This window comes from Burkholderia mycopellens (assembly GCF_964265025.1).
GTDB lineage: Bacteria > Pseudomonadota > Gammaproteobacteria > Burkholderiales > Burkholderiaceae > Burkholderia.
This window is the reverse complement of sequence record NZ_OZ183802.1, coordinates 3,122,987-3,142,541: the sequence shown is the minus strand read 5'-3', so window position 1 is coordinate 3,142,541 and position 19,555 is coordinate 3,122,987. Positions and strand designations below refer to the sequence as shown.

Below are 19,555 nucleotides of genomic sequence, written 5' to 3'. Positions count from 1 at the left end.
GCCGGCGGCCGAGAAGGCGGGAAACGCGGGGGCGAATGGTAAAATTCGCGGATGAAAAAACTCGTGATCCTGATTTCCGGTCGCGGCAGCAACATGGAGGCCATCGTCCGCGCGTGCGCGCAGGAACGCTGGCCGGCCGAGATTGCTGCCGTGATCGCCAACCGGCCCGACGCGGCCGGCCTGGCATTTGCCGCGTCGCACGGGGTGGCGACCGCGGTGGTCGACCACCGGTCGTTCGATAGCCGCGACAGCTTCGACGCGGCGCTCGCCGCCGAGATCGACCGATTCTCGCCCGATCTCGTGGTTCTCGCCGGCTTCATGCGCATCCTCACGCCCGCATTCGTCAGACGATACGAAGGCCGGCTGCTGAACATCCACCCGTCACTGCTGCCGAGCTTCAAGGGCATCCACACGCACCAGCAGGCGCTGGATGCGGGTGTCGCGCTGCATGGCGCGAGCGTGCACTTCGTGATTCCCGAGCTCGACAGCGGCGCGATCGTCGCGCAGGGCGCGGTGCCGGTGCGGGCGGGCGACGACGCAGCCGCGCTCGCGCAGCGCGTGCTGACGGTCGAGCATGTGCTGTATCCGCGCGCGGTGCGCTGGTTCATCGAAGGCCGTCTGCGCCTCGAGAACGGCCGTGCAGTGGTCGCGCCGGAGGAGGCGCGCTGGATTTTCGCGGATCAACCGCATACCGAAACGAGTGAGGGCGTATGAAACTGCACGGATTCCTGATCGGCCAGACCGAGACTTTGCTGGCCGAGGTGCTGAAGTTCGCCGGCCCCGCCGATGCGACGACGAGCCGGTTCTTCCGCGCGCATCCGAAGCTCGGGCACGCCGAGCGCGGCGTGATCGCCGAGGCCGTGTTCGCGGTGCTGCGCCGGAAGATGGAGTTTTCGCACCTCGCCGAGAGCGGTACCGGCACGCCCGCGCGGCGCCTCACGCTGCTCGGCCTGATGCAGACGGCCGGCCGCAATGCGCTGAAGCCGTTCCTGTCGGACACCGAGTCCGCGTGGCTCGAACACGTGTCGAAAATCGATCCGGCGAGCCTGCCCGTGCGCATTCGCACGAACCTGCCCGACTGGATTTACCAGGCGCTGTTGGCCCGTTTCGACGGCGAGGAGCTCGCGCAGCTTGCCGCCGCGCTGAACTACCCGGCGCCGCTCGACCTGCGCGCAAACGCGCAGAAGGCGACGCGCGACCAGGTGATCGAAGCGCTGCGCGTGAGCGGCATCGATGCGGGCGCGACGCCGTTCGCGCCGTTCGGCGTGCGCGTGGTCGGCAAGCCGGCGCTGACGCGCCTGAAGCTGTTCGAGGAAGGCGCGATCGAGGTGCAGGACGAAGGCAGCCAGCTGCTGTGCTCGCTGGTCGCGCCGCGCCGCGGCGAGATGGTCGTCGATTTCTGCGCCGGTGCGGGCGGCAAGACGCTCGCGCTGGGCGCGATGATGCGCTCGACCGGGCGCCTCTATGCGTTCGACGTATCGGAAAAGCGCCTGGCGAAGCTGAAGCCGCGCCTCGCGCGCAGCGGCTTGTCGAACGTGAACCCCGTGCTGATCGACAGCGAGCATGACGCGAAGATCAAGCGGCTCGCCGGCAAGATCGACCGCGTGCTGGTCGATGCGCCGTGCAGCGGCCTTGGCACGCTGCGCCGCAACCCGGATCTGAAGTGGCGCCAGACGCGCACGGCAATCGACGAGCTGACGCCGAAGCAGGCGTCGATCCTCGCGAGCGCCGCGCGCCTGGTGAAGAAGGGCGGCCGGCTCGTCTACGCGACCTGCAGCGTGCTCGACGCGGAGAACGAACGCATCGTCGAACAGTTCCTGGCCGACCATCCCGAGTTCGTGCTGGTGCCGGCGCAGAAGGTGCTGGAAGACCAGCGCATCGAGCTGGAGACGGGTGACTACCTGTCGCTGTGGCCGCACCGTCACGCGACCGACGGTTTCTTCGCCGCGGTGCTCGAACGGCGCGCGGCGCAATAACGGCAGGCCGGACGGACGATGGAGAATCTGCAGAGCCGCCTGCTGTCGCACCGGCTGGCATCGGTCATCCGCGATTTCCACCAGCCGGTGATGATCTGGCAGGCGGCGATCCTCATCGGCGCGCTGTGTTTCGCATGGGTGGCCGCGCGCTTCGTGCACGGCCGGATCGACGCGCGCCGCCGGGCGGCCGGACGTGCGCCCGGGGCGGGCGCGCAAAGCCTGAAGCGCGCGTTGTTCCCGTTGTTCGGCAGCCTGTTCGTGGGCGGCGCGCAGCTCGCGTTCGACCCGTTCATGTCGACGTCGCTGCTGTCGCTCGCGCTTGTGCCGCTGTTCGGCATCGGGCTGATCTACGTGCTGTTCTTCTTTGCGCGGCGCGTGTTCGCGCGTGATGGCCACACGCATGCGTGGCTGTCGATCGTCGAGAAGATCGTGTCGACCGTCGTGTGGGCCGCAATGGTGCTGACCGTTCTCGGGATCCAGCGCGACGTGCTCGGCTGGCTCGACAGCGTGCAGTTCCGGGTCGCCAATGCGCACCTCACGCTGCTGTCGGTGATTTCCGGCGCGCTGTGGGTGTGCGTGACGCTGATGGTCGCGATGTGGCTCGGCTCGGTGCTCGAGGATCGTCTTACGCGGGCGACCACGCTCGACGCGAACCTGAAGGTCGTGCTGTCGCGGGTCGGCCGCGCGCTGCTCGTGTTCGCGGCGATCCTGATCGGGCTGTCGCTGGTCGGCATCGACGTGACGGTGCTCGGCGTGTTCGGCGGCGCGGTGGGTGTCGGCCTCGGTTTCGGGCTGCAGAAGATCGCCAGCAACTACGTGTCGGGCTTCATCATCCTGCTCGACCGCTCGCTGCGGCTCGGCGACGCGATCAGCGTCGGCGGGCTGCAGGGCGTCGTCACGCAGATCCGCACGCGCTATACGGTCGTGCGCGGCCTCGATGGCAACGAGACGCTGATCCCGAACGAAAAGCTGATCACCGACGTCGTGCAGAACCAGTCGTCGTACCTGACGCGCGGCTACGCGAAGGTCGCGGTGCAGGTCGCGTACACGAGCGATGTCGAGCACGCGCTCACGCTGCTCGCCGATGCAGCCAAGGGCGTGCCGCGCGTGCTGGCGGAGCCCGCTCCGACCCCGTATCTGGTGGGTTTCGGTGCGGACGGGATCGACCTGGAGCTCGGTTTCTGGATCGAGGATTCGGCGAAAGGCACGTCCGGCGTGCGTTCGACCGTGAACCGCAACATTTGGCGCCTGTTCAGCGAGCACGGGATTTCGATTCCGTTCCCGCAGCGCGAAGTGCGCGTCGTCGGGTTGCCCGACGGCTTGTCCGCCGCGGGCGCGGTGGTCGGCAACGGCGCCGTGGACGGGCACGCGCCGGCTGCATGACGGGCGCCGGTCGCCAATCGTATCGACCCCGCGGCCGGAACCGGATCGCGGGCCTTTCCAAGTCCGCCCATGGACTGGGTTTGTTGCGTCAGGGCAAGAAAATGTTCATTTTTTACAAAGACTTGGAACGGTTGAAGTAAAATTCTGGTCTACACGCGGTATGCTTTCATTTTTCTGACGTCTGGCGCGGGCCGGCGTCGCTCTCATCACAGGTAACTGCCTTGTTGAATTCCCTGCTCGATTTTCTTTCCCACGGGCTCCTGCATTTTTCGTGGTGGCAGGTCGCGCTGTTCGCGCTTGCCGTCACGCACGTCACGATCATCGGCGTGACGGTCTACCTGCACCGCTGCCAGGCGCACCGCGCGCTTGAACTGCATCCGATCGCGAGCCACTTTTTCCGGCTCTGGCTGTGGATGACGACCGGCATGCTGACCGGCCAGTGGGCCGCGATTCACCGCAAGCACCACGCGAAGTGCGAGACCGAGGAAGATCCGCACAGCCCGCAGACGCGCGGCATCTGGAAGGTGTTCCTCGAAGGCGCGGAGTTGTATCGCGCGGAAGCGAAGAACGAAGAGACGATGCGCAAGTTCAGCCACGGCACGCCGAACGACTGGATCGAGCGCAATATCTACTCGAAGTACCCGATCCTCGGCGTGAGCCTGATGATGGTGATCGACGTCGCGCTGTTCGGCGTGCTCGGCCTCACCGTGTGGGCCGTGCAGATGGTCTGGATTCCGTTCTGGGCGGCTGGCGTCGTCAACGGCTTCGGTCACTTCTGGGGCTATCGCAACTTCAACTCGGCCGACGCGAGCACGAACCTGTTCCCGTGGGGCATCGTGATTGGCGGCGAAGAGCTGCACAACAACCACCACACGTTCGCGACCTCGGCGAAGCTGTCGAACAAGTGGTACGAGTTCGACATCGGCTGGATGTACATCCGCATCATGTCGGCGTTCGGTCTTGCAAAGGTGAAGAAGGTCGCGCCGACGCCGCGCCTGAACAAGCCGAAGACGGTGCTCGACCAGGAAACGCTGCAGGCCGTGCTGTCGAACCGCTACGAAGTGATGGCGCGCTACGGCAAGGCCGTGAAGCGTGCGTACCGTCAGGAGCTCGCCCACCTGAAGGAAATCGGCGGCGAGAAGTACCAGATGATGCGTGGCGCGCGCAAGTGGTTCCACAAGGACGCCGACGGCCTCGACGAGCCGCAGAAGAAGCTGCTGCCGGAAATCTTCGCGAACAGCCAGAAGCTGCACACGTACTTCCAGCTGCGCCAGGATCTCGCCGCGATCTGGGATCGTTCGACCGCATCGCGCGAACAGCTTCTCGCGCAATTGCAGGATTGGTGCCATCGCGCAGAACAAAGCGGCATCAAGGCGCTGCAGGAATTTGCGACGCGCCTGCGCCGCTACGCCTGATTCGAAATCGATTAGAATCTAAGGACGTCAAAAACCCCGCGTTGGCGGGGTTTTTTATTTGGTCCGCCGGTTTTTGAAGGGTGATCGGCAGGGCCGGATTGGTATGAGGCTTGGGGCAGCGTGGAAGTGTTGTTCCGGGGCGAGATCAGGGGATGGGGTCGGCGTTGGCGCTAAAGCGCTGACTCGGATCGACCGCGAAGCATGGGATCAGAGTAAGCGCTAAAGCGCTAACTCTGATCGACAGGAGATATGGAGATGCAATCGACGATCAAACCCGTCGAGTATGACCGGCCCGTTGCAGCAGGGACCGTGTGCGGCGTGGGGCAGGCATGGGCCAAGGTGCCCGATGCACCGTCCGCCGAAGAGCGGGCTGCGCTGAAGGAGCGCATCAAGGCATTGCTCGTGCGTGAAAAGGCCGTGCTGGTCGCGCATTACTACGTCGACGCAGAGTTGCAGGAGCTCGCCGACGAAACCGGCGGTTGTGTCGCCGATTCGCTTGAAATGGCCCGCTTCGGCCGTGACCACGACGCGCAGACGCTGATCGTCGCCGGCGTGCGCTTCATGGGCGAAACCGCGAAGATCCTGAGCCCCAACAAACGAATCCTGATGCCCGATCTCGACGCGACCTGCTCGCTCGACCTCGGCTGCCCGGTCGACGAATTCTCGGCGTTCTGCGATGCGCATCCGGACCGCACCGTCGTCGTCTACGCGAATACGAGTGCCGCCGTGAAGGCGCGCGCGGACTGGATGGTCACGTCGTCGATCGGCCTCGAGATCGTGGCCGACCTGCACGCGCGCGGCGAGAAGATCATCTGGGCACCGGATCGCCATCTCGGTAGCTACATCCAGAAGAAAACCGGCGCGGACATGCTGCTGTGGCAAGGCTCTTGCCTGGTGCACGACGAGTTCAAGGGCATCGAGCTCGACCTGCTGCGCGCCGAGTATCCGGACGCGAAGGTGCTCGTCCACCCCGAATCGCCGGAAAACGTCGTCGCGCAGGCCGATGTGGTCGGCTCGACCACGCAGCTGATCGACGCGGCGGTCAAGTTCGACGCCACGCATTTCATCGTCGCGACCGATCTCGGCATCCTGCACAAGATGCAGCTTGCGGCGCCCGGCAAGACCTTCATCGCCGCGCCGACGGCCGGCAACAGCGCCACCTGCAAGAGCTGCGCGCACTGCCCGTGGATGGCGATGAACGGCCTCGCGAACCTTGCCGACGTGCTTGAGCGCGGTCACAACGAGATTTTCGTCGATCCGACGATCGGCGAGCGCGCACGCCTGCCGATCGACCGGATGCTCGATTTCGCAGCCGCGCACAAGAAGCGCGTGCAGGCGAGCGGCGATCTGCAACGCGATCAGCAACTGTTTGCGAACGTGGGGGCTGCATGACGAGTTCGGCCGTATCCCCGCTGTTCAACATCGTCCGCGAGCAATACGGCGCGGCATTCGACGACGCGATCGCGCGCAACGTGGCCGATGCGATCGCGGAAGACGTCGGCACCGGCGACCAGACCGGGCGGCTCGTACCGGCCGGCGAGCGTCGCCATGCTCGCATCATCGTGCGCGAGGAAGCCGTGCTGTGCGGCGTGCCGTGGTTCGAGGCCGTGATCGCCCGGATCGATCCGGCGATCGCCGTGCAATGGCGCTATCGCGAAGGCGACCGGATGGCGCCCGATTCGACCGTCTGCGAACTCGACGGGCCGGCGCGCGCGCTGCTGACGGCCGAGCGTAACGGGCTGAACTTCCTGCAATTGCTGTCGGGCGTTGCGACCGCCACGCGTCGTTACGTCGATCGTGTCGAAGGCACGTGCACGAAGATCCTCGATACACGCAAGACGCTGCCGGGCCTGCGGCTTGCGCAGAAGTATGCGGTGCGCGTCGGCGGCGGCGAGAACCAGCGTCTCGCGCTGTATGACGGCATCCTGATCAAGGAGAACCACATCGCGGCGGCAGGCGGGGTCGGCGAGGCGCTCGACGCGGCGTTCGCGCTGGAATCGGGCGTGCCCGTGCAGGTCGAAGTCGAGACGCTTGCGCAACTCGATACGGCGCTCGCGCATCGCGCGCAGTCGGTGCTGCTCGACAACTTCACGCTCGACATGATGCGTGAAGCGGTGCGCGTGGCGAACGGCAAGGCCGTGCTCGAAGTGTCGGGCGGCGTCAATTTGGATACGGTGCGTGCGTTCGCGGAGACGGGTGTCGACCGTATCTCGATCGGCGCGCTGACGAAGGACGTGCGCGCGACGGATTATTCGATGCGGATCGTCGACTGATCGAACGTAGTCGATCAGACAAAAAGCCGTTGGCGCGCAAACGCCAACGGCTTTTTTTGTGCGGCCACAGCCGGGGAGAGCGTACCGCTCAGCGACGCGCGCGCGGCGTGAGCACGCTCGGCAGCGCCTTCGGCAGCGAGTTGGGCCAGTCTCGGCTGTAGTGCAGCCCGCGGCTTTCGCGGCGCGAGTGCGCGCTTTTCACGATCAGCGTCGCCACGTCGACGAGGTTGCGCAGTTCGAGCAGGTCGCGCGTCACGCGGAAGTTCGCGTAGTACTCCTGGATCTCGTCGCGCAGCAGCGACAGCCGGTGCTTTGCGCGCTCGAGGCGCTTGTCGGTGCGCACGATGCCGACGTAGTTCCACATCAGGCGGCGCAACTCGTCCCAGTTGTGCGCAACGACGACTTCCTCATCCGCATCCGACACGCGGCTTTCGTCCCAAGCGGGCAGCGTGGCCGGCGTTTCGGTATCGAAGCCGGCTGCCTCGATCGCCTCGGCCGCTGCGCGGCCGATCACGAGGCATTCGAGCAGCGAGTTGCTGGCGAGCCGATTCGCGCCGTGGAGCCCCGTGTACGACGTTTCTCCGACCGCATACAGGCCCGCGAGATCGGTGCGCCCGGCGAGGTCGGTGACCACGCCGCCGCACGTGTAGTGCGCGGCCGGCACAACGGGAATCGGCTCTTTCGCGATGTCGATGCCGAATTCGAGGCAGCGCGCGTGGATCGTCGGGAAGTGTTCGCGCAGGAACGCTTCCGGCTGGTGGCTGATGTCGAGATACACGCAGTCGATCCCGCGCTTCTTGATCTCGAAGTCGATCGCGCGCGCGACGATGTCGCGCGGCGCGAGTTCGGCGCGCGGATCGTGCGCGGGCATGAAGCGCGTGCCGTCGGGCAGCTTCAACAGGCCGCCTTCGCCGCGTACGGCTTCCGAAATCAGGAATGATTTCGCGTACGGATGGAACAGGCAGGTCGGATGGAACTGGATGAACTCCATGTTCGACACGCGGCAGCCCGCGCGCCACGCCATCGCGATGCCATCGCCGGTCGCGGTGTCGGGGTTCGTCGTGTACAGGTAAACCTTGCCGGCGCCGCCCGTCGCGAGCACCGTATGCGGCGCCTCGATCGTGATCGTGCGGTCGTTGTCGACGTCGAGCACGTACAGGCCGTGACAGCGGCGGCCGGGCAGGCCGAGTCGGTCCGACGTGATCAGGTCGATCGCGTGGTGGTTTTCGAAGAACGTGATGTTCGGATGCTGGCGCGCACGCGCCGACAGCGTTGCGAGCACCGCATGGCCGGTCGCGTCGGCCGCGTGAATGATCCGGCGGTGGCTGTGGCCGCCTTCGCGTGTGAGGTGGAAGCCGAGCTCGGCCGCGTCGTCCTTCGTGAACGGCACGCCCTGCGAGATCAGCCATTCGATCGCTTCGCGTCCGTGCTCGACGATATAGCGCGTCGCGCCTTCGTCGCACAGGCCGCCACCGGCGACCAGCGTGTCGTCGACGTGGTTCTCGATACTGTCTGCCGAATCGAGGACAGCCGCGATGCCGCCTTGCGCGTTATCGCTCGCGCCCTCCATCATCGACCGTTTCGCGATCAGCGCGACACGTCGCGTGCTGGCCAGATTGAGTGCGACCGACAGCCCTGCCAGGCCGCTGCCGACGATCGCCACGTCGAATTTCATGCTGCATCTCCATCGTTGCGCTTTTAATTGTGCGTTCCGGCGGCCGTGGCCGCGGAAAGGGGAGAGCATACCGCGTCGGGCCCGAGCGTGCGCGCAAAACAAAAAGCCCCGCATGTGCGGGGCTTTTCGGTCGCCGTCAGGCTGGCAGAAACCGGAGATTACTTGATCTTGGTTTCTTTGTATTCCACATGCTTGCGGACGACGGGATCGAACTTCTTGATCGCCATCTTTTCCGGCATGTTGCGCTTGTTCTTCGTGGTCGTGTAGAAGTGACCCGTACCAGCGGTCGACTCGAGCTTGATCTTGTCGCGTGCGCCTTTTGCCATGATTGTGCTCCTTGGGCTTAGGCTTCGCCGCGTGCGCGCAGGTCAGCGAGCACGGAATCGATGCCGTTCTTGTCGATCAGGCGCAGGCCGGCGTTCGATACGCGCAGGCGCACCCAGCGGTTTTCGCTCTCTACCCAGAACCGGCGGTTTTGCAGGTTCGGCAGGAAGCGGCGCTTCGTCTTGTTGTTTGCGTGGGAAACGTTGTTGCCGCTCATCGGCGCTTTCCCAGTTACTTGGCATACGCGTGCCATGAGAGCACTCCTAATACGCTAAATTCGGGGTTCGATCGCCGATGAAGGTTCCATCGTACCGCCACGTGATCCATGGCTGCACTCAGAACGCCGAAGCCCATACAGACAAGGCCCTTCGATGGCTAGAACTGGTTGGAAAAAAGACAGACGGCGATTCTAGCAGAAAAAGTTCAGAAAAATCAAACCTAATTTCGCATCGCCGTTGCGGCGCCCTTGGGTGGGCCGCAACCACACAGTCTACAGCCAACCGGCCCGTGCGAACGAAAAAGTATCACTGGTGCCGATCACGACGTGATCGAGCAGCCTGACATCGACGAGCGCGAGCGCGTCGTGCAGCACGCGGGTCAGGCGGCGATCTTCCGCGCTCGGCTGCACCGCGCCCGACGGATGGTTGTGCGCGACGATCAGCGCCGCGGCATTGTGCACCATCGCGCGGCGCACGATCTCGCGCGGGTAGACGGCCATGCGCGTCAGCGAGCCGCGCGTGATTTCCTCCATGTCGATCAGGCCGTGGCGCGCGTCGAGGTATACCGCGGCGAACACTTCGTACGGGCGCGTGCCGATCTTCAGCCGCAGGTAGTCCTCGAGCGCGCCCGGCGAATCGATCTGCCTCTTCTCGTGCGCTTTCTCCCTCAGCATGCGACGCGCGATCTCGGTGACCGCAACCAGCCGCGCGGAGCGCGCGGGGCCGATGCCGGGGTGTGCCTCGAAATCGTCGGTGGTCGCCTCGAGCAGCCCGTGCAACGACTTGAACTGCGTGACCAGTGCGCGGGCAGTGACGAACACATCGTGTCCGGGCTTGCCCGTGCCGAGCAGTAGTGCGATCAGTTCGTCGTCGGTCAGCGCGGCCGGCCCGCGCTCCAGCAATCGCTCGCGCGGCAGCTCGGGCCGCCAGCCGCGCGGGCGGCGCTTGCGGCGGTGGATCGGGAGGACGCGGCCGGGCGGATCGGCCGGCAGGTCGGTGCTGTCGCGGCATTCGACGGGCGGCAAGGCTAGGCAGGGTGACAGCATGCTCGAAACTCCGTTGGCGGCGGGCAGTGTGCGCGACGTCGTCGCACTTTCCGCCTTGCGCGCTCAGGTGACTTACAATATTGGCTTTGCGCCGGGCCTTTCGGCCGTATCGGGCGCCGACTGAACGAGTAATTCATGAGCCTCATCGATCTATCCGAAGTGAAGCCCGGTTCCCACGTCACGTTGCATTACCGGCTGGCATTGGCCGACGGCGCCGATATCGTCAACACCTTTACCGACAAGCCGGCCACGCTGCTGCTGGGCGCGGGGCAACTGGCGCCGTCGCTGGAACAGATTCTGATCGGCCTCAGGATCGGCGACCATTCGACTTTTCAGCTAACGCCCGAACAGGGGTTCGGCCCCCGCAATCCCGACATGCTCCAGCGCGTCACGCTGTCGACGCTGCGCGAGAACGGGATGGTCGGCGACGATTTCACGCCGGGCGAACTGATCGAGTTCAACGCGCCGGACGGCGGCCGATACGCGGGGGTGCTGAAGGAAGTCGGCGAAACCTCGGCACTGTTCGACTTCAATCATCCGCTCGCGGGCCAAGCGCTCACGTTCGAAGTGAAAATCATCGGAATCCTGTAATCATGAGCACCACCGATACGCTGTCCGGGCAGACCGTCGCCGCCGATGCCGAAATCCTGCTGGCCCAGCCGCGCGGTTTCTGCGCGGGCGTCGATCGTGCGATCGAGATCGTCGAGCGCGCCATCGCGATGCACGGTGCGCCGATCTACGTTCGTCACGAGATCGTCCACAACAAGTACGTGGTCGAGGATCTGAAGAAGAAAGGCGCGATCTTCGTCGAGGAACTCGAGGAAGTGCCGGCCGGCAATACCGTGATCTTCAGCGCGCACGGCGTGTCGAAAGCCGTGCGCGACGAGGCCGACGTGCGCGGGTTGCGCATTTACGACGCAACCTGCCCGCTCGTCACGAAGGTGCACGTCGAAGTGGCGAAGATGCGCCAGGACGGCGTCGACATCGTCATGATCGGGCACAAGGGCCATCCGGAAGTCGAGGGCACGATGGGGCAGGTCGAGCGCGGCATGCATCTCGTCGAGAGCGTCGAGGACGTGCAGAAACTCGAGCTCGCCGATCCCGAGCGCATCGCGCTCGTCACGCAGACGACGCTGTCCGTCGACGACGCAGCCGAGATCATCGGGGCGTTGAAGGCCAAGTATCCGAAGATCCGCGAGCCGAAGAAGCAGGACATCTGCTATGCGACGCAGAACCGCCAGGACGCCGTGAAGTTCATGGCGCCGCAGTGCGATGTCGTGATCGTCGTCGGCAGCCCGAACAGCTCGAATTCGAGCCGCCTGCGCGAAGTGGCCGAGAAGCGCGGCGTGGACGCGTACATGGTCGATGCGCCTGACCAGATCGATCCGGCATGGGTCGCGGGCAAGCGCCGTATCGGCGTGACGGCCGGCGCGTCGGCCCCCGAAGTGCTCGCCCAGGCCGTGATCGCGCGGCTGCGCGAGCTCGGTGTGCGCAATGTGCGCGCGCTCGACGGCATCGAGGAAAACGTGTCGTTTCCGCTGCCGCGCGGGTTGAACCTGCCGCCCGCTGCCTGATTGACGCATCGCACCTGCGGAACACCGGAGCGCGCCTTACGGCGCGCTTTTTTTTGCCTGTCGAAATGCCAATCGCAACCATTATTCGGATTAATGGTGCAACCAGGTTGCTCTGCGCGCTTTCAAGCGTCTCTCAAAATTGGTTGCAATGCAGGAAAACCCCATCGAATCAGGATTATTGGCGTCCTATAAATGGAGTTACAATGCGCCCGTTTTCAGGCCTGAATGGCTTTGAAATCGGGTTTTGGCAAGGCGCGGGAGACCACTCAATGCATGTGAAGTCGGCTTACGCCGTGTCCGTCGCCGCACCGGTTGCAATGCTTGCCGGCTGCAGCGAAAAGAGCGACGACGGGGCGGGGAGGGAGGCTGCGATATTCGCGGCACCGCCGACCCGCGGCGTGCGCGCCGCCGGAACCGGTCGTGCGGCACCGTTCGCGTGCTGCATCGCGCAATTGGGCAAGGATAAGGAAAACGGGGCACGTTTGGCGATCGAGGAAATCAACGCGCTTGGCCTGGCGAACGGCCAGGTTGCGGGCACGCAGGTTGCAGCACCGCAGGCCGCCGGTCGTCGCGTGACAGCGACCGTCCGCGCCGCTCGACGCAGGCCGGCCATGGCGCCCGGCGCTGCGGGCCGCGTGCCGATGTCGCCGGCCCCCTTTCATTTCGATTCGACGAAACAGCGCGTTGCCGCGAGCAGTGATGTCGCGGCGTGCGGTCTGGTTCGTACGATGGATTCCGACGCAGTCCTGACGAATGTCGGGCGCGGCGTTCACGCTGCCTTGCAAGGTGGCGCGGCACGGAATCCGATCTGCCCGCGTGCGGGGCTTGCCTCGCACCGGACGGGAAAAGGCACGGATGCCGGGCAACCGGACGATGGCCGTCTCGGCATGCTGCCCTACGACTTCAAGGAGGCCACGAACACCGTCCTCGACGTCGTGACGATTTAGCGACGGGACTCATGACGGCACCGGAACAGTGCGGTGCCGTTTTTGTATCCGCTCCGGCGGCAGGTCCGGCCGTACAGGCCGGGCGGCGCGCGCCGGGACGATCCACCCTTACCGGTATCGACTAGTACCCGCAGTGTCGCCGAGAAGGCGCGATTCCTCGCTTACCCGCGGGGCGCAACGTCCTCCGGCAGCACGGGCCAAGGAGCTTTAAATGGATATTTTCGTCCAGCAGGTTCTCAACGGGCTGGTGCTCGGCAGTGTCTACGCCATCATCGCGTTGGGCTATACGATGGTGTACGGCATTCTCGGCATCATCAACTTCGCGCATGGCGACGTGCTGATGATCGGCGCGATGGTCGCCCTGTCTGCCATCACCGTGCTGCAGAACCATTTCCCCGGACTCGGCAACGTCGCGACGCTGACGATCGGCCTGGGCATCGCCGCAGTCGTCTGTGCATTCGTCGGCTTCACGATCGAACGGGTCGCATACCGGCCGCTGCGTCGCGCACCGCGCCTCGCCCCGCTGATCACCGCGATCGGCGTGTCGATCCTGCTGCAGACCGCCGCGATGATCATCTGGTCGCGCAACCCGCTGCCGTTCCCGCAATTGCTGCCGACCGATCCGATCAACGTGATCAAGGCGACCGACACGACGCCCGGCGCCGTGATCTCGGTGACTGAAATCGTGATCATCGCGGTGGCGTTCATCGTGATGGCCGGCCTGCTGCTGCTCGTGCACAAGACCAAGCTCGGCCGTGCGATGCGCGCGATCGCCGAAAGCCCGAACACCGCGAGCCTGATGGGCGTGAACCCGAACTTCGTGATCTCCGCGACGTTCATGATCGGCTCCGCGCTCGCCGCGCTGGCCGGCGTGATGATCGCGTCCGAATACGGCAACGTGCACTTCTACATGGGCTTCATCCCCGGCATGAAGGCATTCACGGCCGCGGTGCTGGGCGGGATCGGCAACCTCGGCGGCGCGATGGTCGGCGGCGTGCTGCTCGGCCTGATCGAGCAGCTCGGGGCGGGCTACATCGGCAACCTCACGGGTGGCGTATTCGGCAGTAACTACCAGGACGTGTTCGCCTTCATCGTGCTGATCATCGTGCTGGTGTTCCGTCCGTCCGGCCTGCTGGGCGAACGTGTCGCGGATCGCGCGTAACGGAAGGGAGCAAACAACATGACATCCATTCAACCGATCGAATCCTCGACGTCGCTCGTCGAAGAGCGCAACACCGCCAAGACCGTCATCATCGGCCTCCTGACCGCGGTCCTCGTGATCGCGGCGCCGATCGTCATCGGCTCGGCCGGCGGCAACTACTGGGTCCGCGTGCTTGATTTCGCGATGCTGTACGTGATGCTCGCGCTGGGCCTGAACGTGGTGGTCGGCTTCGCCGGCCTGCTCGACCTCGGCTACATCGCGTTCTACGCGGTGGGCGCTTACACGGCGGCACTGCTGAGTTCGCCGCACCTGACCTCGCAATTCGAATGGATCGCGGCGCTCGCGCCGAACGGCCTGCACATCCCGTTCCTGATCATCGTGCCGATCGCGATGGCGCTGGCGGCGACCTTCGGGATCCTGCTCGGCGCGCCGACCCTGCGCCTGCGCGGCGACTACCTGGCGATCGTGACGCTCGGCTTCGGTGAAATCGTCCGGATCTTCATGAACAACCTCGACCGTCCGGTGAACATCACCAACGGCCCGAAGGGGATCACGGGCATCGATCCGGTGCACATCGGCGACTTCAGCCTCGCGCAGACGCACTCGCTGTTCGGGATCCAGTTGCCGTCGGTCTACATGTATTACTACCTGTTCGTGCTGTGCTCGCTGCTGGTGATCTGGGTGTGTACGCGCCTGCAGCACTCGCGTATCGGCCGCGCATGGGCGGCGATCCGCGAAGACGAGATCGCGGCGAAAGCGATGGGCATCAACACCCGCAACGTGAAGCTGCTCGCATTCGCGATGGGCGCGTCGTTCGGCGGCCTGTCGGGTGCGATGTTCGGTTCGTTCCAGGGCTTCGTGTCGCCGGAATCGTTCACGTTCTGGGAATCGATCGTCGTGCTGGCCTGCGTGGTGCTCGGCGGCATGGGCCACATCCCGGGCGTGATCCTGGGTGCGGTGCTGCTCGCGATCTTCCCGGAATTCCTGCGCTCGACGATGAGCCCGCTGCAGCATGCGCTGTTCGGCCACGACGTCGTCGATACGGAAGTGATCCGTCAGGCGCTGTACGGCCTCGCGATGGTGGTCATCATGCTGTACCGCTCGGAAGGCCTGTGGCCCGCGCCGAAGCATGAGGACAGGATCGCGAAACTGGCGAAGCGCAACAGCAAGAAGCCGGTGCGCGCTTAACCTACGGACACTGGGGACACACACATGAGCGACAAACAAATCCGACTGTCCGTCAAAGGCGTGAACAAGCGCTTCGGTGGCCTGCAGGCGCTGTCCGACGTCGGCCTCGAGATCAAGGAAGGCGAGATCTACGGGCTGATCGGCCCGAACGGCGCCGGCAAGACGACGTTCTTCAACGTGATCACGGGCCTCTACACGCCGGACTCCGGCGAGTTCAAGCTCGACGGCACGGAATACAAGCCGACCGCGGTGCATCAGGTCGCGAAGACGGGTATCGCGCGCACGTTCCAGAACATCCGCCTGTTCGGCGGGATGACGGCCCTCGAGAACGTGATGGTGGGCCGCCACGTGCGCACCAAGCACGGGCTGCTCGGCGCGGTGTTCCAGACGCCGGCCGAACGTCAGGAAGAGCGCGAGATCAAGGAACGCGCGATCGAACTGCTCGAATACGTCGGCGTGCTGCAGTACGCGGACTACACGTCGCGCAACCTGTCGTATGGCCACCAGCGCCGTCTCGAGATCGCGCGCGCGCTGGCGACCGATCCGAAGCTGCTCGCGCTCGACGAGCCGGCGGCCGGGATGAACGCGACCGAGAAGGTCGAACTCACGCGCCTGCTCGACAAGATCCGCTCGGACGGCCGCACGATTCTCCTGATCGAGCACGACGTGAAGCTCGTGATGGGGCTGTGCAACCGGATGACGGTGCTCGATTACGGCAAGGTGATCGCCGAGGGTCTGCCGCAGGACGTGCAGAAGAATCCGAAGGTGATTGAGGCATATCTCGGCGCAGGGGTGCACTGATGGCAGCGGCAATGTTGAAAATCAAGGGCTTGCAGGTCAACTACGGCGGCATCCAGGCCGTCAAGGGCGTTGACATGGAAGTTCGTCAGGGCGAGCTCGTGACGCTGATCGGCGCGAACGGCGCAGGCAAGACCACGACGATGAAGGCGATCACGGGTCTCAAGGCGTATTCGGCAGGCGACATCGAGTACGACGGCAAGTCGATCAGGGGCATTCCGACGCACGAGCTGCTCAAGCGAGGCCTCGCGATGGTGCCGGAAGGTCGCGGGATCTTCGCGCGGATGTCGATCATCGAGAATATGCAGATGGGCGCGTACCTGCGCAACGACACCGAGCAGATCAAGAAGGACGTCGACCGCATGTTCGGCTTCTTCCCGCGCCTGAAGGAGCGGGCGACGCAGCTCGCGGGCACGCTGTCGGGCGGCGAGCAGCAGATGCTGGCGATGTCGCGCGCGATCCTCTCGAAGCCGAAGCTGCTGCTGCTCGACGAGCCGTCGATGGGCCTGTCGCCGATCATGGTCGAGAAGATCTTCGAAGTGGTGCGTGAAATCTCGAAGGAGGGCATCACGGTGCTGCTCGTCGAGCAGAACGCGCGCCTTGCGCTGCAGGCGGCCGACCGCGGCTACGTGATGGATTCGGGCACGGTCACGATGGAAGGTGATGCGAAGCAGATGCTCGACGATCCGAAGGTGCGTGCCGCGTACCTGGGTGAATGAGTGAGTGAATGAGCGGGCCCGGTGGTGTGTGACGGCAGGTGCCGGGCACGCCGCACACGGGCTTTCGAAAGGCTGTCACGGGATGCCGTGACGGCCTTTTTTTTCGTGTCATGAGATTCGGATCGAACTTGTGCGTGCGACCGCGACTCCATTCGACTGGTGCGCCGCGCAAGCGGCGCGGGAACGATGGGGCGGCCGCCCGTTGCCGGTCGCCCGCAAACCGACACACGGGCCGTGTAGCATCGACAGCCCATCGGGACACGGAGAGCACGCATGAGTCTGGACTACGGTTTCGTGAAGGCGAAGGTGACATCGGTGGCGACGCTGAAGGGCTCACCGCACGGCAGCGAGATCCAATATCACATCCACCTGACGCTGGCGTTGCCCGGCGGCGACTGGGACGTCGCGATCAACGTCGGCACCAACGACGCGGACGACCTGCTGAACTACAAGCTCGTCTACGATTTCCACCACCCGATCACGCAGACCCTCGCGGCCGCGGCCGAAGGCTATACGGACCTGACGGGGCAGGCCGCGCTGCCCGCGCTCGACTACCTGCGCAGCGACATCCTGAGCGAAACGGGCGCGTGGCGCCCGAGCGCCGTGATGGACGGCACGGAGAATCAGGAGCCGATCCCGTCGCTGCTGCGGCTGGTGAACGCCGCGCAGTCGCAGGGGCTCGACGTCGTCGTGTTCGGCCGCTCGTATGCCGAAGGCAACGGCATCCACGACACGCACATGAACCAGGGTTCGACCGGTTCGACCTACCTGCATCGCGCAGGCGACGACCATAACGACCACAACGACATCTGGCAGGACGGTGCGCTGATCGTGCGCGTGAGCGACACGCAGTGGGCCGCGTATTTCGCCGCGTTCGAGCAGCAGGCCGTGCCGACCGACGCGCTCGGCAATCCGCTGCCGGGCGCGGGGCCGATTACCCGCTGAAGTGGCGGGCTGCCGGCCTTCGCTTCATGCGGCCGGCAGCGTCTTGCCGAACGAGATGCGTTCCTCGACGCGATAGCCGAGCGCCGCGTAGAAGCGGCACGCATCGTCGTTGCCGGGCAGGACCTGAAGATTGACCTTCAGGCAGCCGCGCGCGGCGAGCGCGCGTTCTGCATGCGCGATCAGTGCACGGCCGATGCCGAGCCGCCGCGCGTCGTTCGATACGCCGAACGAGTAGAGCCAGCCGCGATGCCCGTCGAAACCCGCCATCAGCGTGCCGACCACCCGTGCGCCGCTGGTCGCGACGAAGAACAGTTCCGGCTGCGTCGCGACCTTCAGCTCGATGGATCGCAGCGGATTGCGGTGCGGTGGCGCGTCGGCGTCTTCGTACTGCGGGAACGCGTCGCGCCATACCGCGAGCACTGCATCGGTGTCGGCGCGTTCGAACGGGCGGATGGCGACAGCATCGGCGACGGCACTCATTTGCGGGCTCTCCTTAGAGCGTGTCGAGAACCGACCGCAGCATCGCCATCATCTGGTCGATTTCCTCGGTCGTCACGTTCAGTGCGGGCATGAAGCGCAGCAAGTTCGGCCGCGCGGCGTTCAGCAGCAGGCCGTCGGGCTGCATGTCGCGCGCCTTCTCGACGATCTGCGGGCCGATGTCCTTGCCGAGCAGCAGCGCGCGCAGCAGGCCTTCGCCGCGTTCGCCTTGGAAGCCACGCTCCTCCGACAGCTCGAGCAGCTTGCGCTTCAGGTATTCGCTGCGCGCACGCACACCTTCGAGGAAGCCCGGCGCGACGAGTTGCGAGATCACCGAATAGCCGACCGCCGTCATCAGCGGGTTGCCGTTGTACGTGCCGCCCTGGTCGCCGGCCTCGAACACCGCGACCTCGGCCTTCGACAGAAGCGCGCCGAGCGGGGCGCCGCCGCCGATGCCTTTCGCGAGCGTCATGACGTCCGGCTCGATGCCGGACAGCTCGTACGCGAACAGCGTGCCCGCACGGCCGCAGCCGCTTTGCACTTCGTCGACGATCAGCAGCAGGTTGTGCTGCTTCGTCAGTGCGCGCAGCGCCTGCATGAATTCACGCGTGGCCGGAATCACGCCCCCTTCACCCTGGATCGGCTCGAGCATCACCGCGACGGTCTTGTCGGTGATCAACTTCTCGACCGAGTTGATGTCGTTCAGCTCGGCCTTCGGGAAGCCCGGCACCTGGGGTGCGTAGATCGTGTCCCAGCCCGGCTTGCCGCTGGCCGACATCGTCGCGAGCGTGCGGCCGTGGAAGCTGTGGTCGAACGTGATGATCTCGTACGCGCCGTTCTTGAACTTGCGGCCCCACTTGCGTGCGAGCTTGATCGCGCCTTCGTTCGCCTCCGCGCCGCTGTTCGTGAAGAACACCTTGTCGAACACGCTGTGCTGCGTGAGCAGGCCCGCGAGCTTCGCCATCGGTTCGTTGTAGAACGCGGGCGACGGGTTCAGCAGCTTTTCCGCCTGCGTCTTCAGCGCTTCGACGATGCCTTCGTTGCAGTGGCCGAGGCTGTTGACGGCCCAGCCCTGGATGAAGTCCAGATAGCGCTTGCCCGTGTGATCGTAGAGCCACGAACCCTTTCCGTGCGTAAACACGATGTCGGGGCGGTTCGTGATGTACATCAGCGAGTCGATCGGATAATCGTTCAGGGGCATGGCAGCAGACTCCAGCGGAGGGTGGACGGAAAACGGGCAATAAAAAAGCCACGGAAGGCCGTGGCTGGTGGGTCGAACAGCTTGTGCGTAACCGGTGAAGCAGTGTGGGGGTTACGCGCGAGTCCGTGACGAGCCTGCGGCATCCGGGCGGAGCGGCGAGCGGCGACGTCGAAGGGCGGACAGGAAGCAGTTCATGTGCGCAAGCATAAGGCATCCCGCACCTGACTGTAAACC

21 protein-coding genes are annotated in these 19,555 nt (G+C 65.1%); 15 read left to right on the top strand and 6 right to left on the bottom strand.

Going from position 1 to position 19,555, the window contains the following annotated elements:
- Window positions 1-51 precede the first annotated feature (51 nt).
- From purN to nadC, 6 genes are all read left to right on the top strand, one after another.
- Entirely contained in the window at window positions 52-714 is a 663-nt protein-coding gene (gene purN, locus ACPTTC_RS14640) for a phosphoribosylglycinamide formyltransferase (protein ID WP_423392888.1), read from the top strand.
- Window positions 711-1,976 (top strand): RsmB/NOP family class I SAM-dependent RNA methyltransferase, encoded by a 1,266-nt coding sequence (locus ACPTTC_RS14635; protein ID WP_423392887.1) that lies wholly within the window; start codon window positions 711-713, stop codon window positions 1,974-1,976. The genes purN and ACPTTC_RS14635 overlap by 4 nt, the downstream gene beginning before the upstream one ends.
- An 18-nt stretch (window positions 1,977-1,994) precedes the next feature.
- Window positions 1,995-3,359: a mechanosensitive ion channel family protein gene (locus ACPTTC_RS14630; protein ID WP_423392886.1), complete on the top strand. Its 1,365-nt coding sequence runs from the start codon at window positions 1,995-1,997 to the stop codon at window positions 3,357-3,359.
- A 221-nt stretch (window positions 3,360-3,580) separates the two neighbouring features.
- Window positions 3,581-4,774: a DesA family fatty acid desaturase gene (locus tag ACPTTC_RS14625; protein WP_175950961.1), complete on the top strand. Its 1,194-nt coding sequence runs from the start codon at window positions 3,581-3,583 to the stop codon at window positions 4,772-4,774.
- A gap of 255 nt (window positions 4,775-5,029) precedes the next feature.
- Window positions 5,030-6,166, top strand: a complete 1,137-nt coding sequence (gene nadA, locus ACPTTC_RS14620; protein ID WP_423392885.1) for a quinolinate synthase NadA — start codon at window positions 5,030-5,032, stop codon at window positions 6,164-6,166.
- Window positions 6,163-7,047, top strand: coding sequence for a carboxylating nicotinate-nucleotide diphosphorylase (gene nadC, locus ACPTTC_RS14615; protein WP_423392884.1), 885 nt, complete (start codon window positions 6,163-6,165; stop codon window positions 7,045-7,047). Before nadA ends, nadC begins: the two co-directional genes overlap by 4 nt.
- 88 nt (window positions 7,048-7,135) lie before the next feature.
- Here nadC and nadB read toward each other — a convergent pair whose 3' ends face one another.
- From nadB to radC, 4 genes are all read right to left on the bottom strand, one after another.
- Window positions 7,136-8,722, bottom strand: coding sequence for an L-aspartate oxidase (gene nadB, locus ACPTTC_RS14610; RefSeq protein WP_175971220.1), 1,587 nt, complete (start codon window positions 8,720-8,722; stop codon window positions 7,136-7,138).
- Window positions 8,723-8,880: 158 nt separating this feature from the next.
- A complete protein-coding gene (gene rpmG, locus ACPTTC_RS14605; RefSeq protein ID WP_006478046.1) occupies window positions 8,881-9,048 on the bottom strand; it encodes a 50S ribosomal protein L33 in 168 nt (55 codons plus the stop codon).
- A gap of 17 nt (window positions 9,049-9,065) precedes the next feature.
- Window positions 9,066-9,299: a 50S ribosomal protein L28 gene (rpmB, locus tag ACPTTC_RS14600; RefSeq protein ID WP_004186391.1), complete on the bottom strand. Its 234-nt coding sequence runs from the start codon at window positions 9,297-9,299 to the stop codon at window positions 9,066-9,068.
- Window positions 9,300-9,536: 237 nt separating this feature from the next.
- Entirely contained in the window at window positions 9,537-10,310 is a 774-nt protein-coding gene (radC, locus tag ACPTTC_RS14595) for a RadC family protein (RefSeq protein ID WP_226198716.1), read from the bottom strand.
- Here radC and ACPTTC_RS14590 point away from each other — a divergent pair.
- From ACPTTC_RS14590 to ACPTTC_RS14550, 9 genes are all read left to right on the top strand, one after another.
- Complete coding sequence (locus tag ACPTTC_RS14590; RefSeq protein ID WP_256093565.1) at window positions 10,309-10,434, top strand: hypothetical protein; 126 nt, start codon at window positions 10,309-10,311, stop codon at window positions 10,432-10,434. The two genes, radC and ACPTTC_RS14590, sit on opposite strands and share 2 nt — an antisense overlap.
- Window positions 10,435-10,445: 11 nt before the next feature.
- Complete coding sequence (locus ACPTTC_RS14585) at window positions 10,446-10,901, top strand: FKBP-type peptidyl-prolyl cis-trans isomerase (RefSeq protein ID WP_423392883.1); 456 nt, start codon at window positions 10,446-10,448, stop codon at window positions 10,899-10,901.
- A 2-nt stretch (window positions 10,902-10,903) separates the two neighbouring features.
- A complete protein-coding gene (gene ispH / locus ACPTTC_RS14580; protein WP_011352949.1) occupies window positions 10,904-11,884 on the top strand; it encodes a 4-hydroxy-3-methylbut-2-enyl diphosphate reductase in 981 nt (326 codons plus the stop codon).
- Window positions 11,885-12,087: 203 nt separating this feature from the next.
- Window positions 12,088-12,831, top strand: a complete 744-nt coding sequence (locus ACPTTC_RS14575) for an amino acid-binding protein (RefSeq protein ID WP_423392882.1) — start codon at window positions 12,088-12,090, stop codon at window positions 12,829-12,831.
- 211 nt (window positions 12,832-13,042) lie between these two features.
- On the top strand, window positions 13,043-13,993 hold the full coding sequence (locus ACPTTC_RS14570) for a branched-chain amino acid ABC transporter permease (protein ID WP_011352947.1): 951 nt from the start codon (window positions 13,043-13,045) through the stop codon (window positions 13,991-13,993).
- 18 nt (window positions 13,994-14,011) lie between these two features.
- Window positions 14,012-15,181, top strand: coding sequence for an ABC transporter permease subunit (locus tag ACPTTC_RS14565; protein ID WP_226198719.1), 1,170 nt, complete (start codon window positions 14,012-14,014; stop codon window positions 15,179-15,181).
- Between the two features lie 24 nt (window positions 15,182-15,205).
- Window positions 15,206-15,982, top strand: coding sequence for an ABC transporter ATP-binding protein (locus ACPTTC_RS14560; protein WP_011352945.1), 777 nt, complete (start codon window positions 15,206-15,208; stop codon window positions 15,980-15,982).
- A complete protein-coding gene (locus tag ACPTTC_RS14555) occupies window positions 15,982-16,698 on the top strand; it encodes an ABC transporter ATP-binding protein (protein ID WP_175971225.1) in 717 nt (238 codons plus the stop codon). The genes ACPTTC_RS14560 and ACPTTC_RS14555 overlap by 1 nt, the downstream gene beginning before the upstream one ends.
- A gap of 273 nt (window positions 16,699-16,971) precedes the next feature.
- Window positions 16,972-17,643, top strand: coding sequence for a DUF2278 family protein (locus ACPTTC_RS14550; protein ID WP_423392881.1), 672 nt, complete (start codon window positions 16,972-16,974; stop codon window positions 17,641-17,643).
- Window positions 17,644-17,667: 24 nt separating this feature from the next.
- Here the strand turns inward: ACPTTC_RS14550 and ACPTTC_RS14545 are convergent, their stop codons facing one another.
- Window positions 17,668-18,123 carry a GNAT family acetyltransferase gene (locus ACPTTC_RS14545; RefSeq protein ID WP_423392880.1) on the bottom strand — a complete coding sequence of 152 codons (456 nt, stop codon included), beginning with the start codon at window positions 18,121-18,123 and terminating at the stop codon, window positions 17,668-17,670.
- Between the two features lie 13 nt (window positions 18,124-18,136).
- Window positions 18,137-19,321, bottom strand: a complete 1,185-nt coding sequence (locus ACPTTC_RS14540; RefSeq protein ID WP_423392879.1) for an acetylornithine transaminase — start codon at window positions 19,319-19,321, stop codon at window positions 18,137-18,139.
- Between the last annotated feature and the right edge of the window lie 234 nt (window positions 19,322-19,555).